We start from the raw sequence: 17,957 nt of genomic DNA, 5'->3' as shown, positions 1-17,957 counted from the left end.
AAACTCTTCACTTAAGTTTTCGATCAACCGAAGTCGATCTATCTTTCTGAAGCGTATGTTCCCAACCAATCAAAACTCATTACTGACTTTTTACTTGGTGGGACGCTTGCATTGCTTGGACAGGTCGCAACCCTCCAGCACAAGACGTCCACACAATTCACCTGCGCACACTGTCAAAGATCTTCACCTTGCCGACCACCGTTTCGGTGATCGCCCCGTGACCTTTCGTCCCGGGTGAGCCGCCCATTCTACATCGCTTTTTACGACCGTCAACACCTACGAGAAAGCTACTTCGAGGTCTCCGGCAGTCCGTCTTGCGACGTTGGGCGACTGCGGGCCGCGAATAATACGGGCTGTGTTTTATTTGGCAAGTGTTTCTTGAGAAAAATTTCATGGAATCTTCGCAAGCCACCGCAGCAGCGCGAAATTTTCTTTCCCGGACACACTCGCTGCACGCCCCCGCTGGCGGGAACGCAGCGGATCAGGCGGGCACGAGCCTCACGCGGACAAAGTTGCGTTTGCCGACCTGCAGTACGCCCTCGAAACCGGCGTGGAAGACGCGCTGCGCGTCCTCCGCCACGTCGGCATCGATGCGCACGGCACGCTCCTTCAACTTGCGATTCGCCTCGGAGTTGCTCGCAGTGAGCCCGGCAGCGGTCAGCAGGGCGGCCAGGCGCATCCCCTCGGCCGGCACCGCGACATCGGACTGCGGCAGCAGCGAAGTATCGCCCTCGCCGCGCACGACCGCATGCCAGCCGGCGATGGCTTGCTCGGCAGCGGCTGCGTCGTGAAAGCGCGTGGCCAGCTCGCGCGCGAGACGCAGCTTGGCGTCGCGCGGGTTGAGGGCGCCGCTGGCGATGTCTTGCCTCATGCGTGCCAGCTCGTCCAGCGACACGTCGAAGCTGAGCAGTTCGAACCAGCGCCACATCAGCTCGTCGCCGATCTTCATGGTCTTGGTGACGATGTCGATCGCCGGCTCGCTGATGCCGATGTAGTTGCCCAGCGACTTGGACATCTTGTTGACGCCGTCCAGGCCTTCGAGCAAGGGCATGGTCAGCACGATCTGCGGCGGCTGGCCATGGTGCTCCTGCAGCGCGCGCCCCATCAGCAGGTTGAACTTCTGGTCGGTGCCGCCCAGCTCCACGTCCGCCTTCAACGCCACCGAATCGTAGCCCTGCACCAGCGGATAGAGGAATTCGTGGATCGCGATCGGCTGCTGCGCCGCGTAACGCTTGGTGAAGTCATCACGCTCGAGCATGCGCGCCACGGTGTGCTGTGCGGCCAGCCTGATCATGTCGGCCGCGCTCATCTTGCCAAACCACTCCGAATTGAAGCGCAGTTCGGTCTTCTCGCGATCGAGCACCTTGTAGACCTGCTCGGCATAGGTCTCGGCGTTGGCCAGCACGTCGTCGCGGCTGAGCGGCTTGCGGGTGACGTTCTTGCCGGTGGGGTCCCCGATCATGCCGGTGAAGTCGCCGATCAGGAAAATCACCTGGTGACCTAGGTCCTGGAATTGGCGCATCTTGTTCAGCAGCACCGTATGGCCCAGGTGCAGATCCGGTGCGGTCGGATCGAAGCCGGCCTTGATCCGCAACGGGCGACCCTGCTTCAGGCGCTCGGCCAGGTCTTCCCGCTTGATGATTTCGTCAGCGCCACGCGCCATCGTGGCCAACGCCCGTTCAAGCTCGCTCATTCAAGGTTTCTCAGTCGATGTCAGTGGAAGTAGGCCGTGGTCCGCTGTGTGACCGTGCCGTCAACGTTAATTGTGTGTTAACAACAAATGCGTTGCAAACCCTTGATGCGAAAGGCGTTGACGCCCTTTGCACATGACAGTTATGGTACGCGCAGTTTGTTACTTTGTAGCGCGGGCGTGCACAGCATGGCAGAAGAAAAGCAGGGGGCGCGGCAAACCCGCAAGCAGGCGATCTGTCGCAAGGCACAGCGTCGGCACTCCCATTTCTACGCGCGCTGCGCTCACTGGTCATTCAATCGCTCCGGCGAAGTCGAGCCGATCCGCTGGCACCGCGAGCGCCTGGTGCTCGCCGGCACGGCGCTGCTGATCACCCTGCTGTCCGGTTTCATCATGCCCGCCTGGGCCAGCGCGATGCGGCCGGCACCCACGCCGGAAGTGCATTCACTGCTGCCGCTGGCACTGCCGAAGATCGCGCCGGTCAGCGCCACCGCCGCGACCGTGGACGACTGGCAGGTGGTGCGAGTGCAGCCTGGCCAGACGCTGTCGGACATCTTCACCGCCCGCGGTCTCGGCATGGCCGACCTGCAGAAGGTGATGGACGCCGCCGGGGGCGCCAAGACCGCCCTGCACAGCATTCGCCCGGGCCAGGAGTTCGACTTCCTGCTCGGCAGCGACGGCAGCCTCAAGGGCTTCCGCTTCGACCAGGACCAGGCCAGCCGCGCCACTGTCCGCCTCGACGGCGCGCAGCCCACCGTCGCCATCCAGCAGCGCGATATGGACCTGCGCGAACAGGTGGCGCATGGCGTGATCCGCAGCAGCCTGTACGCCGCCGGCGACCAGGCCGGCATGGATGCGGCAATGGTCGGCAAGCTGGCCGACCTGTTCAAGTACGACATCGACTTCGTGCAGGATCTGCGTGTCGGCGACAGCTTCACGGTGATCTACGACGACATCTACCGCGACGGCGTGCGTTACGGCCAGGGCAACATCATCGCGGCCGAGTTCATCAACCAGGGCCAGCGCTACACCGCCTACCGCTTCAAGAAAGCCGATGGCAGCTACGGCTGGTACAGCGAGGACGGACGGCCGATCCAGAAGTCGTTCCTGCGCATCCCGGTCGACTTCACCCGCATTTCCTCGCAATTCACTGCGGCGCGCATGCACCCGATCCTCGGCCGCATGCGCGCGCACAAGGGCGTCGACTACGCCGCCCCCAGCGGCACCCCGATCCACGCCGCGGGCGACGGCGTGATCAAGTACCACGGCTGGGAGCGCGGCTACGGCAACTTCGTGGTGATCCAGCACGACAGGAGCATCAGCACCGCCTACGGTCACATGTCGCGTTTCGTGAAGGGCCAGCATGTGGGCGAGCGCGTGCGCCAAGGCGAAGTGATCGGCTACGTCGGCATGACCGGCCTGGCTACCGGCCCGCATCTGCATTACGAGTTCCGCGTCAACGGCGTGCAGCGCAATCCGCAGACGGTGACGCTGCCGAAGCCCGAACCGCTGCCGGCCGTGCAGATGGCACGTTTCAAGGCCGAGGTGGTGAAGCCGCAGCTGGCGCGGCTGACCGAGCTGGACGCGCGCATCAAGCTGGCGCGCGCCAACGCCCCCGCCAATCACGACAGTTGAGCACCCGCCGCGCGTGGACGACGCCTCGGCGCTCTATATCGGGCTGATCTCCGGCACCAGCGCCGACGGCATCGACGCCGTACTGGCCGGCTTCAAGCGTGGCGTACCGCAGCTGCACGCCAGTCACTCGCATCCCTGGCCGGAGGATCTGCGCAAGCGGATGCTCGCCCTGGCCCAAGGCGAAGCCACGCTCGACCTGGATGCATTTGGACGGCTGGACGTCCAGATTGGCCACTGCTTCGCCGACGCCGCGCTGCAACTGCTCGAACGCAGCAGCACGCCCGCGACGCGCGTCCGCGCGATCGGCTCGCACGGCCAGACGCTGCGCCACCGGCCCGCCGGCGCCTACCCGTTCACCCTGCAGCTGGGCGACCCCAGCGTGATCGCCGAACGCTGCGGCATCGACGTGGTGGCGGACTTCCGCCGCACCGACGTCGCCGCCGGCGGGCAGGGTGCGCCGCTGCTGCCGGCGCTGCACGCGATGCTGCTGGCGCGGCCGGGACACACCCGGGTGGTGCTCAACCTGGGCGGCATCGCCAACATCACCGTGCTCGGCGTCGACGGCCGCGTGCTCGGTTTCGATACCGGTCCGGCCAACGGCCTGCTCGACGCCTGGTGCTTGCGCCAGCGCGGCGAGCCGTTCGACCGCGATGGTGCCTATGCCGCCGCCGGCCGCCTCGACCCCAACCTGCTCGACACCCTGCTGGCCGATCCCTATTTCGCGCTGCCGCCGCCGAAGAGTACCGGCCGCGAATATTTCCACCTGGACTGGCTGAGCGCACATGCACCACTCGCCGCGCTGGACCCCGCCGACGTACAGGCGACCCTGCTGGAACTCACCGCACGCAGTGTTGCCCTGGCGATCGCGCAGCACGCGCCGGATGCGAACGAAGTGCTGGCCTGCGGCGGCGGCGTGCACAACACCGCGCTGATGCGGAGGCTGAGCGTGCTGCTGGCGCCACGCGTGCTGCAGGGCACCTCGCGTTACGGCATCGACCCGGACTTCCTCGAAGCCACCGCGTTCGCTTGGCTGGCACGGCAGCGTCTGCTCGGCCTGCCCGGCAACCTGCCGGCGGTCACCGGCGCGCGTGGCCCGCGGGTGCTGGGCGCGATCTATTCCGCGCCGACCGTGCGCCCGGCATAGCCGATGCTTTCCGGAGCCAGCTGGGTCGGCCGGGTCTGCGCCAGCGCACGCAGCGCCTCCTGGAACACCCCCTGTTCCGCGGCTTCCCACTGACCTTCGAGCACGGTCAGCGCCTCCGGGTCGCGCAAACTTTCGCTGAATTGCTGCGCGGCCGAAATGCCCAAGCCGCTGCGCAGGGCGTACAGCATGATTTCATTGATCGAGCACTGGCGATCCCTGGCCAGCGACCGGATGCGTTCGACGAGCAGGCTGTCGACATGTTGCAGGACCATGTCCGGCATAAGCGTCACTCCATGTTACACGTGCCCTGTGCCGTGGATGCTTGCATAACCGCCGCCACCGTACACGTCGCGATGACGATTTCGTGGCCGACTTGGCAGTTCCGCTGTGAACGCAACCACGCCTGCCGATAACAGCCTAGGTGGCGCCTTCTGCCGCCGCGCGTGCACGCTCCTCGCCGCGGAAGCAGCGCCACAGGCCGGCGAACAACAGCATCGACGGCAACACCGCCAGCACCGTGATGACGAAGTAGCCGCCGTAGCCGGTGGCGCTGGCGATGCCGCCGGCAAAAAAACCGAGCAGCTTGCCTGGCAGGTTGACCAGCGAGCTCAGCAGCGCGTACTGGGTCGCGGTGTGCTGGCGGTTGACCAGCGAGGACAGGAACGCCACGGTCGGCGGCCCCAGCATGCCGAGCGTGAGGTTCTCGCCGGAGATCACCAGGGTCAGCACCAGCAGGTTGCCGGGATGGGCGATCAGCAGCAGGTACAGCAGGTTGCTGCAGCCGCACAGCACGATGGTGACGCCGAGCGGGCGCCATGCGCCCCAGCGCGCCACCGCCGCGCCACCGAGGAACACGCCGACGATGCCGATCCAGATCCCGTAGATCTTGGTGATCGTGCCGATCTCGGTCTTGGAGAAGCCCATGTCGCGGTAGAACGGGCTCATGATGCCGCCGATCGTGGCCTGCTCCGGCATCTTGAACAGCAGCAGGAACAGCAGCGTCACCCCGGCCAGTGCCCAGCCGTAGCGGCGGAAGAAATCGGCGAACGGATCGAGCACGCTCTCGCGCATCGCATCGCGCCAGCCCGCGGCACGTATCCGCAGCACCTCCGGCTCGCGCGCGACCAGCGTGGTCGCCAGCGGCACCGCCATCGCCAGCGCCATCAGTGCGTAGACCAGCCGCCACGGCAGGTGGTCGGCCAGGATCAGCGCCACCGCGCCGGCCAGCAGCAGGCCGATGCGGTAGCCGAGCGAGTAGGTGGCGACCAGCGCGCCCTGCGCCTCGATCGGCGCGATCTCGATGCGGTAGGCGTCCACCGCGATGTCCTGGGTGGCGCCGAAGAACGCCACCGCCAGCGTGGCGGCGACGAACGGCACCAGCTGTACCGGGGTCAGCGCGGCCATCGCCAGCAGCCCGAGCACCACGCCCAGCTGCGCGAACAGCAGCCAGCCGCGGCGCTGGCCAAGGCGGGCGAAGCCGGGGAGCCGCCAATGGTCGAGCAGCGGCGCCCACACGAACTTGAACGCGTAGGTCATGCCGGCGCTGGCGATCATGGTGATGTCCGCCAGCTTGATGCCGTTTTCCTTCAGCCAGTACGCCAGCGTGCCGGCCACCAGCAGGAACGGCAGGCCGGAGGAGAAGCCGAACAGGAACATCGTCCACGCCGCCGGCTGGGCGAATGCCCGCCATACCGACGGCTTGGCCGGCCGGCCCGCCGGCTCAGTCGGCATAGTCGACGGTGTACGGCGCGTGGTCGGAGAAGCGTTCGTCGCGATAGATCGAGCAGGCCTTCAGGCGTTCGCGCAGGGCCGGCGAGACCACCTGGTAGTCGATCCGCCACCCGACATTGTTTTCGCGGGCGCGGCCGCGGTTGGACCACCAAGTGTACTCGACCGTGTCCGGCTTGATCGCGCGAAAGCTGTCCACCCAGCCGCGCTCGTGGAACAGCAGGTCCAGCCAGGCGCGCTCGTCCGGCAGACAGCCGGAATTCTTCTGGTTCGAGCTCCAGTTCTTGATGTCGTTCTTCGTGTGCACGATGTTCCAGTCGCCGCAGATCACGTAGTCGCGGCCGCTCTTCAGCCACTTGTCGAAGATCGGCGTGATCCACTCCATCGCCTTGAACTTGAACTGCTGGCGCTCGTCACCGGAGGAACCGGACGGGAAGTACAGCGAGACCACGCTGAGCTTGCCGAAACGGGCCTCGATGTAGCGGCCCTCGTCGTCGAACTCGTCCCAGCCCAGTTCGGTCAGCACCTGGTCGGGCTCGCGCCTGGCATAGATCGCCACGCCGCTGTAGCCCTTCTTGCTGCTGGCGTCGCGGTAGAAGCAGTGATGGCCGTCGGGACGGAACATCGGGTCGGCGAGCTGGTCTTCCTGCGCCTTGGTTTCCTGCAGGCAGACCACGTCGGCTCGCTGCCGGCGCAACCAGTCGAACACGCCCTTGGTCGCGGCCGAACGGATGCCGTTGGCATTGAGACTGATGATGCGCATGCGAACTCCTCGGGCGGCGGGTCATCATAGCAACCCTGCCGGCCCGCTCCGTCGTCCACGCCCCGGCCAGGCCCATGGCAGGGCTGTACCATGGGTGCGTGCCGACCCGCGGCGCCCGCTCCGCGGCCCCGACTTCCACCGTTTGCGAGACGATCCGTGCACGACTACCAGCGCGACTTCATCGAACTGACCCTGCAGCGCGAGGTGCTGCGCTTCGGCGAGTTCACCCTGAAATCCGGCCGTCAGAGCCCGTACTTCTTCAACATGGGGCGGATCGACTCCGGCGCCGCACTGGCCCGGCTCGGCCGGGCCTACGCCGCCGCCATGGTGAACGCCGGCATCGCCGTCGACATGCTGTTCGGCCCTGCCTACAAGGGCATCGCGCTGGCCGCCGCCACCGCCATCGCGCTGGCCGACGGCCACGGCCGCGACCTGCCGTGGGCATACAACCGCAAGGAGACGAAGGATCATGGCGAGGGCGGCGTGCTGGTCGGCGCCCCGCTCCGGGGTCGGGTGCTGATCGTCGATGACGTGATGACCGCCGGCACCGCGGTACGCGAATCGCTGGAGCTGATCCGTGCCCACGGCGCCACGCCGGCCGGGGTGCTGATCGCGCTGGACCGGCAGGAGCGCGGCCAGGGCGAACGCTCCGCCGCACAGGAAGTGACCGCCGACTACGGCATCCCGGTGATCGCGATCACCGGCCTCGACGACGTGCTGGCGTATGCCGGCGAGCAGCCGCGTCTGGCCGCCGAACACGCCCGCCTGCTGACCTACCGCGAGCGCTACGGGGTCCGGCGCTGAGTTCAGCGTCCGGTCGATAGACTCAGGCGAACCCGGTCACACTGGCGACGACTGCCGCCGCCACCGAGCTAGGCAGCGCGGCGGCGCTGGCTATACTGGGCAACGAGAGAGGTATCCATGCGCAAATCATTGCTCGTCATCGCTGCTGTCGTGCTGGCCGCGAGCCTGTCGGCGTACGCCCAGAACACCGGCAACATCCGCTACAAATGGTACGACGCTCAAGGCTTGGTGCACTTCAGCGACAGCCTGACCGCCGAAGCGATGAAGTACGGTTACGACCTGGTCAACGACCGCGGCCTGGTGGTGCAGCGCGTGCCGCGCCAGCTGACCGCTGCCGAACGCGTCGCCGCCAACAAGCTGGCGGCCGAACAGGCGGCCCAGAAGCGCGCCGCCCAGGAGCGTGCAAACGCCGATGCGCAGATGCTGGCAGCCTACCCGGACGAGGAGTCCTACCGGATTTCGCTGCAGCAGACGCTGGACACCATCGACCAGCAGATCCATACCTCCCAGATCAACCTGCGCAGCCAGGAGAAGGCGCTGACCGACCTGCTCGGCCGGGCGGCCGACCTCGAGAACGCCAAGAACCCGGTGCCGAAGTTTCTGGCCGACAGCATCGCGCAGCAGCGCAACGTGGTGGCCACGCTGCGCGACACGCTGAGCCGCCAGCAGACCCTGCGCAGCGATACCGAGCGGCAGCAGGTCGGCCAACTGGCGCACTACCGCGAGGTCAGGACGGCGCAGGGGCAGGCGGCGGAGTAGGGCGGCGCCGGTGGCGCCCACCCTGCGCGCGGCTTGCCGCGTGGGGTGCCACCGTCAGCCGATCACCGCGGCTAGAAGGGCAGCTTCAAGCCCGGATTGACGGCCAGCAACTGCCGGCGGAACAGCTGCTGGATCCGCTTCAACGCCACCGGGTCGTCCGCCTCGAAGCGCAACACCAGCACTGGCGTGGTGTTCGACGCGCGCACCAGCCCCCAGCCGTCCGGCCAATCCGCGCGTACGCCGTCGATGGTGATCAGGCTGGCGTCCTCGAAGCTGGCTTGCTGACGCAGCTGGTCCATGAAGCGATAGTGCTCGCCCTCGGCCAGTTCCACTTTCAGCTCCGGCGTGGAGACGCTCTTCGGCAGGGTGGCGAAGATCTGCTCGGCGCTGCGCCCCTGCAGGTCGCCGGCGAGGATCTCCAGCAGCCGCGCGGCGGCGTAGATGCCGTCGTCGAAGCCGTACCAGCGCTCCTTGAAGAAGAAGTGCCCGCTCATCTCGCCGGCCAGCTCGGCCTGGGTCTCGCGCATCTTCGCCTTGATCAGCGAGTGCCCGGTGCGCCACATCAGCGGGCTGCCGCCGGCGTCCAGGATCTGCCCCTTCAGGTGGCTGGTGCACTTCACGTCGTAGATCACCGTAGCGCCGGGCTGGCGCGACAGCACGTCGCGCGCGAACAGCATCAGCAGGCGGTCCGGGTAGACGATTTCACCGCTACGGGTGACCACGCCGAGGCGGTCGCCATCGCCGTCGAAGGCCAGGCCCAGGTCGGCGCCGGTCTGCCGCACGGCGAGGATCAGGTCCTCCAGGTTGTGCGGGTCGGACGGGTCCGGGTGATGGTTCGGGAAGCTGCCATCGACGTCGCAGTACAGCGGCACCACCTCGCAGCCGACACCTTCCAGCACCTGTGGCGCGATCGCGCCGGGAATGCCGTTGCCGCAGTCGACCACCACCTTCAGGCGGCGCTCGGCGAGCACGTCCGCGATGATCTTCTCGATGTAGTCCGGGGCCACGTCGACCTGGCGCAGGCCACCGCCGCCGCCGCTGGCCAGCGCACCGCCGGCGATGCGCTGGTACAGGTCCTGGATCGCGCCTTCGGCCAGCGTCTGCCCGCCGACCACGATCTTGAAGCCGTTGTAGTCCGGCGGGTTGTGGCTGCCGGTGACCGCCACGCCGCAGCCGGTGTTGAAGCGATAGGTGGCGTAGTACACCACCGGCGTCGGCACCGCACCGATGTCGATCACGTCGACGCCGGCTTCGCGCAGCCCATCGGCCAGCGCCGCAGCCAGCTCCGGCCCGGACAGCCGGCCGTCGCGACCGACCACGATCTCGCGCAGGCCCTTTTCGACCATCAGCGTGCCGATCGACTGGCCGAGCGCACGCGCCACCTCCTTGTTCAGCGTCTTGCCGACCACGCCGCGCACGTCGTAGGCGCGGAAGATGCTCGGGTCCACGCCGGCCACCGGCGCGGCCGCGGGCCGCTCCGGCGGCTCCGGCGGCTTGGCCCGGGCCGGAGCGGTCTGCCGCGCGGGCAGCGGCACCTCCGGTTCCTCGACCTCCGGCAGCGCTTTCCAGCGCTGGCGCAGGCGCAGCAGATAGCCGCCGCCGCCGAGGCCGAGCAGGGCCAGCAGGCCGCTGAGCAGCCACCAGCGCGGCAGCACGATGAAGGCGCCGGGCAGGCCGGCACCGACACTGAACACGCTGCCGGCGACCGGCTTGCCGGTGGCTTCGGCTTCGGCCGAACGGGTGCCGTGCGAGAGCAATTGCACGTAGCCGCGATCGTCGCCCTGGCGCAGGTCGAGCCGGCCGCCGGCCGGCGAGATCGCGTCGAAGCGCTGCCGCAGCGGCGCGAACGGCAATTCGACCCAGGCCCACGCCTGGGCCCGCTGCGGCGGCCCCAGCGGGATCACCAGGCTCAGCCGGCGATCGCCGTTGCCGTAAGAGACGCTCTGCGCCAGCGGCAACCCCTCCGCGCTCTGCGCAGCCATCAACTGGGCCGCCTTGGCGTAGCCGAACTCCCGGTAATTGGCCTTGAGCACCTCGGTGAGTTCGCCGCTGTACAACTCCAGCTTCTTCGCCTGCGGCAACTGCCGGCGCAGCGCCGCGGCAGATTGCGCCGGGTCGCTCATCAAGGTCGCCGGATCGACGCTGGCCAGCACCTTTTCGACCGCGCCGCGCTGGCTGGCGATTTCTGCGGCCAGCGCGCGGACGGCCTCATCCTGGGCCAGGTGCACGCGGCGGACCGCATTGCCCTCGTCGGCAATCAGCCAGGTCTGCCAGGCGCAGAACAGTCCCAGCAGCAGCAGCGCGGTGCCGCCAGCCAGCGGCAGCAAGTCCCGCCAGTCGACGCGCAGGTTGCGCAGCCGTTCGTTCGCGATGTTCAACGCCATACCCGCCCCCACGGCAGTCACTGCGTGCCGGCCCGGGTGCCCGGGTCGACCTTGCTGGTCATTCGATACCGGTCGAGCCGAACCCGCCACCGCCGCGCTCGCTCGGCGCGAAATCGGCCACCACGTTCCATCGTGCCTGCGCCACCGGCACCAGCAGCAGCTGGGCGATGCGGTCGCCCACCGCGATGGTGTACGGCTGGCTGCCGCGGTTCCAGCACGAAATCATCAGCGGACCCTGGTAGTCGGCGTCGATCACCCCGACCAGGTTGCCCATCACCAGGCCATGCTTGTGGCCCAGCCCGGAGCGCGGCACCACCAGCGCACACCAGCCCGGATCGCCGATGTGGATCGCCATTCCGCTGGGCACCAGTGCGCTTTCGCCCGGCGCCAGGGTCAGCGGCTGCGCCAGCGCGGCGCGCAGGTCCATGCCGGCGCTGCCCGGCGTGGCGGCCTGTGGCAGCGGAATGCTGTCACCCAGGCGCGGGTCGAGGATCTTCAGCTCGACGTCAATCATCCGCGCGCCGTCCGATAGCGTTCGGCCACGCGGGCGACCAGCTGTCGCGCCAGTTCGGCTTTCGACGTACGCGGTAGTTCGGCCGCGCCGTCGGCCCAATACAGCGTCAGCGCATTGTCGGCCGACTCGAAACCGAGGCCGCCGCCCACCTGGTTTGCCGCAATCATGTCCAGCCCCTTGTGCCGCAGCTTGCCCTGCGCATAGCTCGCCACATCATGCGTCTCCGCGGCGAATCCGACCAGGAACGGGTGCGCGGTTTGCGCCGACAGGCTGGCCAGGATGTCGGGATTTTCGGCCAGATGCAGCACCAGCTCGCTGCCGTCGCGCTTCTTCAGCTTCTGCGCGGACACCTCCTGCGGGCGATAGTCGCCGACCGCCGCCGCGCCGATGTAGATGTCCGCCTGCGCCGCGGCGGCCAGCACCGCCGCATGCATCTGCGCCGCGCTGCGCACGTCGATGCGCCTGGCCACGCCGGCCGGCGTGGCCAGGCCCACCGGCCCGGCGACCAGGGTCACTTCGGCGCCGGCCTGCGCGGCGGCTTCGGCCACCGCGAAGCCCATTTTCCCCGAGCTGCGGTTGCCGATGAAGCGCACCGGGTCGATGTCCTCGTAGGTCGGGCCGGCGCTGACCAGCACGCGTCGCCCGGCCAGCAACGGTTCGCCGAACGAGGCCGCCAGCGCGTCGCGCAGCTCGTGCGGTTCCAGCATGCGGCCACTGCCGACGTCGCCGCAGGCCTGTTCGCCGGCGGCCGGGCCGAGGAAGCGCGCGCCGTGCCGGTGCAGCGTGGCGATGTTCGCCTGTACCGCCGGGTGAGCCCACATCTGCTGGTTCATCGCCGGCGCCAGATACAGCGGCGCGGCACTGGCCAGGCACAGCGTGCTCAGCAGATCGTCGGCCAGGCCGTGCGCCAGCCGCGCCAGCAGGTCGGCGCTGGCCGGCGCCACCAGGATGCGTTCCGCCCAGCGCGCCAGTTCGATATGTCCCATCGCCGCCTCGGCCTGCGCGTCCCACAGGCTGACCCGCACCGGCTGGCCGGACAGCGCCTGGAACGTGGTCGGGCTGACGAAACGGGTGGCACCCTCGGTCATCACCACGCGCACTTCGGCGTCCAGATCGCGCAGGCGGCGAACCAGTTCGCAGGACTTGTAGGCGGCGATGCCGCCGGACACTCCCAGCAGGATGCGGCGTTGGGCAAGACTCATGTAAGGCGGGCCTGACAACCGGGCAGAGGCCTAGCTTACCGGATTCACTCGCACGCACCGCTGCCCGGCAAGGGCACCGTGCGGCAAGTTGAGGGCATGAGCATCCGCGACTGGCCCGAGGGCGAACGCCCCCGTGAAAAACTGCTGGCGCGCGGCAGCGCCGCGCTGTCCGACGCCGAACTGCTGGCGGTACTGCTGGGCAGCGGCAGCCGCGGCAAGGACGCGCTGGCGCTGGGTCGCGAGCTGATCGCCGGCGCCGGCAGCCTGGGCGCGCTGCTCGGCCGCAGCGAGCCGCACGTCCACGTCGGCGGGCTCGGCCCGGCCAAGCGCGCGCGGATCGCCGCCGCGCTGGAACTGGCCCGGCGCAGCCTGGCCGAGCAACTGCGCGAGCAGCCCAGCCTGGGCAACCCGCGCGACAGCGGCGACTACCTGCGCGCACGCCTGCGCCACCTGCCGTACGAGGTGTTCGGTTGTCTCTACCTGGACAACCGCCACCGCGTGCTGGCGTTCGAGGAGCTGTTCCGCGGCACCGTCGACGGCGCCAGCGTGCACCCGCGCGAAGTGGTGCGGGCCTGCCTCAGGCACAACGCCTGCGCGGTGATCTTCGCCCACAACCACCCCTCCGGCGTGGCCGAACCCAGCGCCGCGGACCGGGCAATCACCCACGAGTTGCGCGACGCGCTGCAGCTGGTCGGCGTGCGTGTGCTCGACCACCTGGTGATCGGCAGCGGCGAGCCGGTGTCGATGGCGGCGCGCGGCCTGATCTGAGCGCCGACTCGCGGGCAAAAAAAGCGGCGTGGCACAAGCCACGCCGCGAGGCCGATTGGGGAGGTGGGGAGAGCGGCATCCCCGGGCGCCATGTCATGGAGGGGAGTTCATGTTCTGGCCCGTTCAGTATCGCAGTGCCGCATGACAAAACCGTGACGCGAACCTCGGCGGGAGATGCCGCGCAAGCGGCCGGCACTTATACACAAAACGGTGATACCGGCACTTGCCGTGCCTATCCGGCGCCGGCTCGAGCTTTGCTTTGCAACTCATTGATCTTGAAATTTAATTTCTTGCGATGGATAGATGTTTGGCGGGCTGCAGGCCGGGCCAGCCCGCCCGCTCCCGCTTTCCCCACAGACTTATCCACAGATTGGCTCGCCGCGGTGCGTCAAAATTCCGGCGCATGCCGAGCTGTCATCGCCCCGTGCGGCAGGCACTCCATACCGCGCGTTTCGGCGTCAAGGCGGTCTGTTAGGATTACCGGTTCCATCACGAAACTGATCCCACACGTGAAAGAACAGCTGCGCGAACTGGTGCTGCAGGCAATCCAGACCCTGCAAGAGGCCGCCTCTCTGCCTGCCGATCTCGGCCAGCCCGGCTTCGTGATCGAGCGGGCGCGCAGCCGCGAGCATGGCGATTTCGCCAGCAACGTGGCAATGCTGCTGGCCAAGCCGGCGCGCGCCAGGCCGCGCGAGCTGGCCGAGAAGCTGGTCGCCGCCTTGCCGGCCAACACGCTGGTGGACAAAGTCGAGATCGCCGGCCCCGGCTTCATCAACTTCTTCCTCGGCGCCGGCGCCTATCACGCCGAAGTGCGCCGGATCCTGGCCGACGGCGACGCCTACGGGCGCAGCACCAGCGGCAACGGCAGGACCGTTGGCGTGGAATTCGTCTCGGCCAACCCGACCGGCCCGCTGCACGTGGGTCATGGCCGCGCCGCGGCGATCGGCGACTGCCTGAGCCGGCTGCTCGACGCCACCGGCTGGAACGTCAAGCGCGAGTTCTACTACAACGACGCCGGCGTGCAGATCGCCAACCTGGCGATCTCGGTGCAGGCACGGGCCCGCGGCATCACCCCGGACGACAGCAGCTGGCCGGAGAACGGCTACCGCGGCGACTACATCGCCGACGTGGCGCGCACCTATCTCGATCGCGAGTCGGTCGTCGCCGACGGCGAAACGGTGACCGCGGCCGGCGACGTCGACGACCTCGAGGCGATCCGCCGCTTCGCCGTGGCCAGCCTGCGCCGCGAGCAGGACCTGGACCTGCAGGCGTTCGGCGTGGGCTTCGATACCTATTTCCTCGAATCGTCGCTGTACACCGATGGCAAGGTCGAGGAGACCGTGCGCGAGCTGGTCGCGCACGGCCACACCTACGAGGAAGGCGGCGCGCTGTGGCTGCGCACCACCGAGTTCGGTGACGACAAGGACCGCGTGATGCGCAAGTCCGACGGCACCTACACCTACTTCCTGCCCGACGTGGCCTACCACCTGAGCAAGTGGCAGCGCGGCTACCAGCGCGCGATCACCGAGCTGGGTTCGGACCACCACGGCTCGCTGGCGCGGGTAAAGGCCGGCCTGCAGGCGCTCGATTGCGGCGTCCCGAAGGGTTGGCCGGAATACGTGCTGCACCAGATGGTGACGGTGATGAAGGGCGGCGAGGAGGTGAAGATCTCCAAGCGCGCCGGCAGCTACGTCACCCTGCGCGACCTGATCGACGAAGTCGGCAAGGACGCCACGCGCTATTTCCTGATCTCGCGCAAGTCCGACTCACAGCTGGTGTTCGACATCGACCTGGCGCGCTCGCAGTCGAACGACAACCCGGTCTACTACATCCAGTACGCGCATGCCCGCGTCTGCAGCGTGCTGCGCCAGGCGCCGGAGAAGGGCTTCACGGTCGACCTCGCCGACGGGCTCGCCCACCTGGCGCGGCTGGACACCGAACACGAACAGATCCTGCTCACCGAGCTGTCGAAGTACCCTGAACTGGTCGAGGCCGCGGCGGCGAACCTGGAGCCGCACCTGGTCGCGGCTTGGCTGCGTGAACTGGCCAACGCGTTCCACACCTATTACAACTCGTACCAGTTCCTGGTCGAGGACGCCGAGCTGCGCAACGCGCGCCTGGCGCTGGTGGTGGCGACCCGCCAGGTATTGAAGAATGGGCTGGATTTGTTGGGCCTCGGCGCCCCGGAGAAGATGTAATGGCAGCACGCAAGGGCAGGGGCCGGCAGGCCGTGCGCAACGGCAGCAACGGCTTCCCGGGCTGGGGCTACGCGATCGTCGGCCTGGTCGCCGGCGCGATCCTGATGGCCGTGATGATGCGCGGCAGCCTGCTGACCGGCCTGCGCAAGGCCGACGGCCCGCAGGCAAACCCGCAGGCCACGGCCGAGCGCGGCAGCGCGCCGGGCGTGCTCGAATCGACCGGCGACAGCGCACCGAAAAAGCCGCAGTTCGACTTCTACTCGGTGCTGTCGGAAAAAGAAGTGCGCATTCCCGACGCCGAGATCAGCGCACAGGCGCGCGTCGAGCAGCAGCAGAAACAGCAGGCGGCGCAGCTGCAAGCGCAGCAGGCAGCCCAGGCGCCCGCCGTGGCGCCGGCCAACGCACCGGCCGCGGTCAGCCAGGACATCACCGCCGCCCCGGCCAGCGCGGTACCGCAACCGGCCGTCGGCAGCGGCTACCTGCTGCAGGTCGGCGCCTTCCCGAACGCCGCCGACGCGGAAACGCTGAAGGCGAAACTGGCATTGCAGGGCTTCGTGGCGAACGTGCAGTCGGTCAGCATCGGCGGGCAGACCTACAACCGCGTGCGGCTGGGGCCGTTCCGCTCGGCCACCGAGCTGGAATCGACCAAGCAGCGCCTGGCCGGTGCCGGCATCAACGCGATCGCGCTGAAGGAAGGCCGCTAGGCCACCCGACTCTTCCCCCGACTTTTCCCATCACGTGTGCCGCTCATGACGACCAAGACTGCCTGGATCACCGGCGCCAGCTCCGGCTTCGGCGCCGCCGCCGTGGAACGCTTCGTGGCCGGCGGCTGGCGGGTGATCGCCAGCGGTCGCCGCATGGAACGGCTGCAGCCGCTGGTGGCGCGGCACGGCGCCGGGCGCGTGCATGCGGCGGCGTTCGACGTGCGCGACGAGGCGGCGATGCGCGCGGCACACGCGGCGCTGCCACCCGCGTTCGCCGACATCGACCTGCTGGTCAACAACGCCGGCCTGGCGCTGGGCACCGCGCCGGCGCAGCAGGCGAGCCTCGAACAGTGGAAGCAGATGATCGACACCAACGTCACCGCGCTGGTGTCGCTGACCCACCTGCTGCTGCCGCAACTGATTGCGCGCCGCGGCGCGATCGTCAACATCAGCTCGATCGCGGGCAGCTACGCCTATCGCGGCGGCAACGTGTACGGCGGCACCAAGGCCTTCGTCACCCAGTTCTCGCAGAACCTGCGCACCGACCTGCATGGCACCGGCGTGCGTGTCACTTCCATCGAGCCGGGCATGGCCGAGACCGAGTTCACCCTGGTGCGCACCGGCGGCGACCAGGCCGCCTCCGATCAGCTCTACGCCGGCGCCCAGCCGATCACCGCGACCGACATCGCCGACACGATCTGGTGGATCGCCAACCTGCCGCCGCACCTCAACATCAACCGCATCGAGGTGATGCCGGTCAGCCAGTCGGCGGCCGGGCTGCAGGTGCACCGCAACTAGCGCGACATCATGCCTACTGCATGAACCAGCCGTGGCTGACCACGATCGACTGCCCGGTCAGCGCCGCGGACGGGAAGGTGGCCAGGTACAGCGCGGTCTGCGCGATGTCCTCGACGGTAGTGAAGGTGGCATCGACGGTGTCCTTCAGCATCACGTTCCTGATCACCTCGTCCTCGCTGATGCCCAGCTCCTTCGCCTGCTCGGGGATCTGCTTCTCGACCAGCGGCGTGCGCACGAAGCCCGGGCAGATCACGTGCGAGCGCACGTGGTGCGGCGCGCCTTCCTTGGCCAGCGTGCGGGCCAGGCCGAGCAGGCCGTGCTTGGCGGCGACGTAGGCGGACTTCAGCTTCGACGCCTCGTGCGAGTGCACCGAGCCCATGTAGATCACGATGCCGCCGCGGCTCTTGCCGGTACCGTCATCTTTGTACATGTGCTGCAGCGCGGCCCTGGTGGTGAGGAAGCCGCCGTCGAGATGGATCGCCAGCATCTTCTTCCAGTCGGCGTAGCTGAACTGATCGATCGGGTTGATGATCTGCACGCCGGCGTTGGAGACCAGGATGTCCAGCGCGCCGAACGCGGCGACCACCTGGTCGGTGCCCTCGTTCACCGCCGCCTCGCTGGTCACGTCCATCGCCAGGCCGAGCGCCTTGCCGCCGGCGGCATTGATCTGCGCGGCCACGGCATCGGCGGCCTGCTGGTTGATGTCGGCGATCGCCACGCTGGCACCGTGCATCGCGTACAGCTCGGCGATTGCCTTGCCGAGGCCGCTGGCCGCGCCGGTGATCAGGGCGACCTTGCCTTCAAGACTGTTCATGCTTTGCTCCTTCAGGATGGCGGGGAGGCGCGGCCTCACCGCCGCGCCCATT

General features: G+C 68.3%; 16 protein-coding genes. 8 read left to right on the top strand and 8 right to left on the bottom strand.

Features of this window, described 5'->3' with window-relative positions:
- Positions 1–481: 481 nt before the first annotated feature.
- Complete coding sequence (gene tyrS, locus RHOOR92_RS0111425; RefSeq protein WP_015449127.1) at positions 482–1,693, bottom strand: tyrosine--tRNA ligase; 1,212 nt, start codon at positions 1,691–1,693, stop codon at positions 482–484.
- 186 nt (positions 1,694–1,879) lie between these two features.
- Here tyrS and RHOOR92_RS0111420 point away from each other — a divergent pair, with 186 nt between their 5' ends.
- Together RHOOR92_RS0111420 and RHOOR92_RS0111415 are read left to right on the top strand one after the other, a co-directional pair.
- Positions 1,880–3,325, top strand: coding sequence for a peptidoglycan DD-metalloendopeptidase family protein (locus RHOOR92_RS0111420; protein ID WP_007514378.1), 1,446 nt, complete (start codon positions 1,880–1,882; stop codon positions 3,323–3,325).
- Positions 3,326–3,338: 13 nt separating this feature from the next.
- Entirely contained in the window at positions 3,339–4,469 is a 1,131-nt protein-coding gene (locus tag RHOOR92_RS0111415) for an anhydro-N-acetylmuramic acid kinase (protein WP_007514380.1), read from the top strand.
- Here RHOOR92_RS0111415 and RHOOR92_RS0111410 read toward each other — a convergent pair.
- The 3 genes from RHOOR92_RS0111410 to RHOOR92_RS0111400 all read right to left on the bottom strand — a co-directional run bounded on the left by RHOOR92_RS0111410 (position 4,439) and on the right by RHOOR92_RS0111400 (position 6,960).
- Positions 4,439–4,750, bottom strand: a complete 312-nt coding sequence (locus tag RHOOR92_RS0111410) for a hypothetical protein (RefSeq protein ID WP_007514382.1) — start codon at positions 4,748–4,750, stop codon at positions 4,439–4,441. The two genes, RHOOR92_RS0111415 and RHOOR92_RS0111410, sit on opposite strands and share 31 nt — an antisense overlap.
- A 136-nt stretch (positions 4,751–4,886) precedes the next feature.
- A complete protein-coding gene (locus RHOOR92_RS0111405; RefSeq protein WP_007514384.1) occupies positions 4,887–6,125 on the bottom strand; it encodes an MFS transporter in 1,239 nt (412 codons plus the stop codon).
- A gap of 64 nt (positions 6,126–6,189) precedes the next feature.
- Complete coding sequence (locus RHOOR92_RS0111400) at positions 6,190–6,960, bottom strand: exodeoxyribonuclease III (protein WP_007514386.1); 771 nt, start codon at positions 6,958–6,960, stop codon at positions 6,190–6,192.
- 156 nt (positions 6,961–7,116) lie between these two features.
- Between RHOOR92_RS0111400 and pyrE the strand changes: the two genes are divergently transcribed.
- Together pyrE and RHOOR92_RS0111390 are read left to right on the top strand one after the other, a co-directional pair.
- The gene (pyrE, locus tag RHOOR92_RS0111395; RefSeq protein ID WP_007514389.1) at positions 7,117–7,764 is read left to right on the top strand and encodes an orotate phosphoribosyltransferase; all 648 of its coding nucleotides are present in this window, start codon (positions 7,117–7,119) and stop codon (positions 7,762–7,764) included.
- Positions 7,765–7,881: 117 nt separating this feature from the next.
- Positions 7,882–8,523 carry a DUF4124 domain-containing protein gene (locus RHOOR92_RS0111390; RefSeq protein WP_015449134.1) on the top strand — a complete coding sequence of 214 codons (642 nt, stop codon included), beginning with the start codon at positions 7,882–7,884 and terminating at the stop codon, positions 8,521–8,523.
- Positions 8,524–8,594: 71 nt separating this feature from the next.
- Here RHOOR92_RS0111390 and RHOOR92_RS19995 read toward each other — a convergent pair whose 3' ends face one another.
- From RHOOR92_RS19995 to coaBC, 3 genes are read right to left on the bottom strand one after another with little or no spacing between them, the layout of a single operon-like run.
- Positions 8,595–10,907 (bottom strand): phosphomannomutase/phosphoglucomutase, encoded by a 2,313-nt coding sequence (locus tag RHOOR92_RS19995; protein WP_027490272.1) that lies wholly within the window; start codon positions 10,905–10,907, stop codon positions 8,595–8,597.
- 58 nt (positions 10,908–10,965) lie between these two features.
- A complete protein-coding gene (gene dut, locus RHOOR92_RS0111380; protein ID WP_015449136.1) occupies positions 10,966–11,421 on the bottom strand; it encodes a dUTP diphosphatase in 456 nt (151 codons plus the stop codon).
- Positions 11,418–12,623, bottom strand: coding sequence for a bifunctional phosphopantothenoylcysteine decarboxylase/phosphopantothenate--cysteine ligase CoaBC (coaBC, locus tag RHOOR92_RS0111375; protein WP_015449137.1), 1,206 nt, complete (start codon positions 12,621–12,623; stop codon positions 11,418–11,420). The genes dut and coaBC overlap by 4 nt, the downstream gene beginning before the upstream one ends.
- Positions 12,624–12,719: 96 nt before the next feature.
- Between coaBC and radC the strand changes: the two genes are divergently transcribed.
- The 4 genes from radC (at position 12,720) to RHOOR92_RS0111355 (ending at position 17,091) form a co-directional block, all read left to right on the top strand.
- Positions 12,720–13,391, top strand: a complete 672-nt coding sequence (gene radC / locus RHOOR92_RS0111370; protein ID WP_007514399.1) for a DNA repair protein RadC — start codon at positions 12,720–12,722, stop codon at positions 13,389–13,391.
- Positions 13,392–13,900: 509 nt separating this feature from the next.
- Positions 13,901–15,589 carry an arginine--tRNA ligase gene (argS, locus tag RHOOR92_RS0111365; RefSeq protein ID WP_027490271.1) on the top strand — a complete coding sequence of 563 codons (1,689 nt, stop codon included), beginning with the start codon at positions 13,901–13,903 and terminating at the stop codon, positions 15,587–15,589.
- Positions 15,589–16,293: an SPOR domain-containing protein gene (locus RHOOR92_RS0111360; protein WP_027490270.1), complete on the top strand. Its 705-nt coding sequence runs from the start codon at positions 15,589–15,591 to the stop codon at positions 16,291–16,293. The genes argS and RHOOR92_RS0111360 overlap by 1 nt, the downstream gene beginning before the upstream one ends.
- Before the next feature lie 45 nt (positions 16,294–16,338).
- Complete coding sequence (locus RHOOR92_RS0111355; protein ID WP_007514406.1) at positions 16,339–17,091, top strand: SDR family NAD(P)-dependent oxidoreductase; 753 nt, start codon at positions 16,339–16,341, stop codon at positions 17,089–17,091.
- Positions 17,092–17,104: 13 nt separating this feature from the next.
- On the opposite strand, the gene RHOOR92_RS0111350 is transcribed toward RHOOR92_RS0111355, so the two are convergent.
- Positions 17,105–17,905 carry a 3-hydroxybutyrate dehydrogenase gene (locus tag RHOOR92_RS0111350; protein ID WP_027490269.1) on the bottom strand — a complete coding sequence of 267 codons (801 nt, stop codon included), beginning with the start codon at positions 17,903–17,905 and terminating at the stop codon, positions 17,105–17,107.
- Between the last annotated feature and the right edge of the window lie 52 nt (positions 17,906–17,957).

Source organism: Rhodanobacter sp. OR92, from assembly GCF_000427545.1.
Lineage (GTDB): Bacteria > Pseudomonadota > Gammaproteobacteria > Xanthomonadales > Rhodanobacteraceae > Rhodanobacter > Rhodanobacter denitrificans.
The sequence above is the reverse complement of the archived record's forward strand: the minus strand, read 5'-3'. Positions and strand labels throughout refer to the sequence as shown.

Excerpts from the sequence above, each read along its gene's own strand:
- coaBC (WP_015449137.1), bottom strand. The coding sequence starts at position 12,623 with ATGAGTCTTGCCCAACGCCGCATCCTGCTGGGAGTGTCCGGCGGCATC.
- RHOOR92_RS0111410 (WP_007514382.1), bottom strand. The coding sequence starts at position 4,750 with ATGCCGGACATGGTCCTGCAACATGTCGACAGCCTGCTCGTCGAACGC.
- RHOOR92_RS0111350 (WP_027490269.1), bottom strand. The coding sequence starts at position 17,905 with ATGAACAGTCTTGAAGGCAAGGTCGCCCTGATCACCGGCGCGGCCAGC.
- RHOOR92_RS0111390 (WP_015449134.1), top strand. The coding sequence starts at position 7,882 with ATGCGCAAATCATTGCTCGTCATCGCTGCTGTCGTGCTGGCCGCGAGC.
- RHOOR92_RS0111360 (WP_027490270.1), top strand. The coding sequence starts at position 15,589 with ATGGCAGCACGCAAGGGCAGGGGCCGGCAGGCCGTGCGCAACGGCAGC.
- radC (WP_007514399.1), top strand. The coding sequence starts at position 12,720 with ATGAGCATCCGCGACTGGCCCGAGGGCGAACGCCCCCGTGAAAAACTG.
- RHOOR92_RS0111420 (WP_007514378.1), top strand. The coding sequence starts at position 1,880 with ATGGCAGAAGAAAAGCAGGGGGCGCGGCAAACCCGCAAGCAGGCGATC.
- dut (WP_015449136.1), bottom strand. The coding sequence starts at position 11,421 with ATGATTGACGTCGAGCTGAAGATCCTCGACCCGCGCCTGGGTGACAGC.
- RHOOR92_RS0111355 (WP_007514406.1), top strand. The coding sequence starts at position 16,339 with ATGACGACCAAGACTGCCTGGATCACCGGCGCCAGCTCCGGCTTCGGC.
- RHOOR92_RS0111405 (WP_007514384.1), bottom strand. The coding sequence starts at position 6,125 with ATGTTCCTGTTCGGCTTCTCCTCCGGCCTGCCGTTCCTGCTGGTGGCC.
- tyrS (WP_015449127.1), bottom strand. The coding sequence starts at position 1,693 with ATGAGCGAGCTTGAACGGGCGTTGGCCACGATGGCGCGTGGCGCTGAC.
- RHOOR92_RS0111400 (WP_007514386.1), bottom strand. The coding sequence starts at position 6,960 with ATGCGCATCATCAGTCTCAATGCCAACGGCATCCGTTCGGCCGCGACC.
- RHOOR92_RS19995 (WP_027490272.1), bottom strand. The coding sequence starts at position 10,907 with ATGGCGTTGAACATCGCGAACGAACGGCTGCGCAACCTGCGCGTCGAC.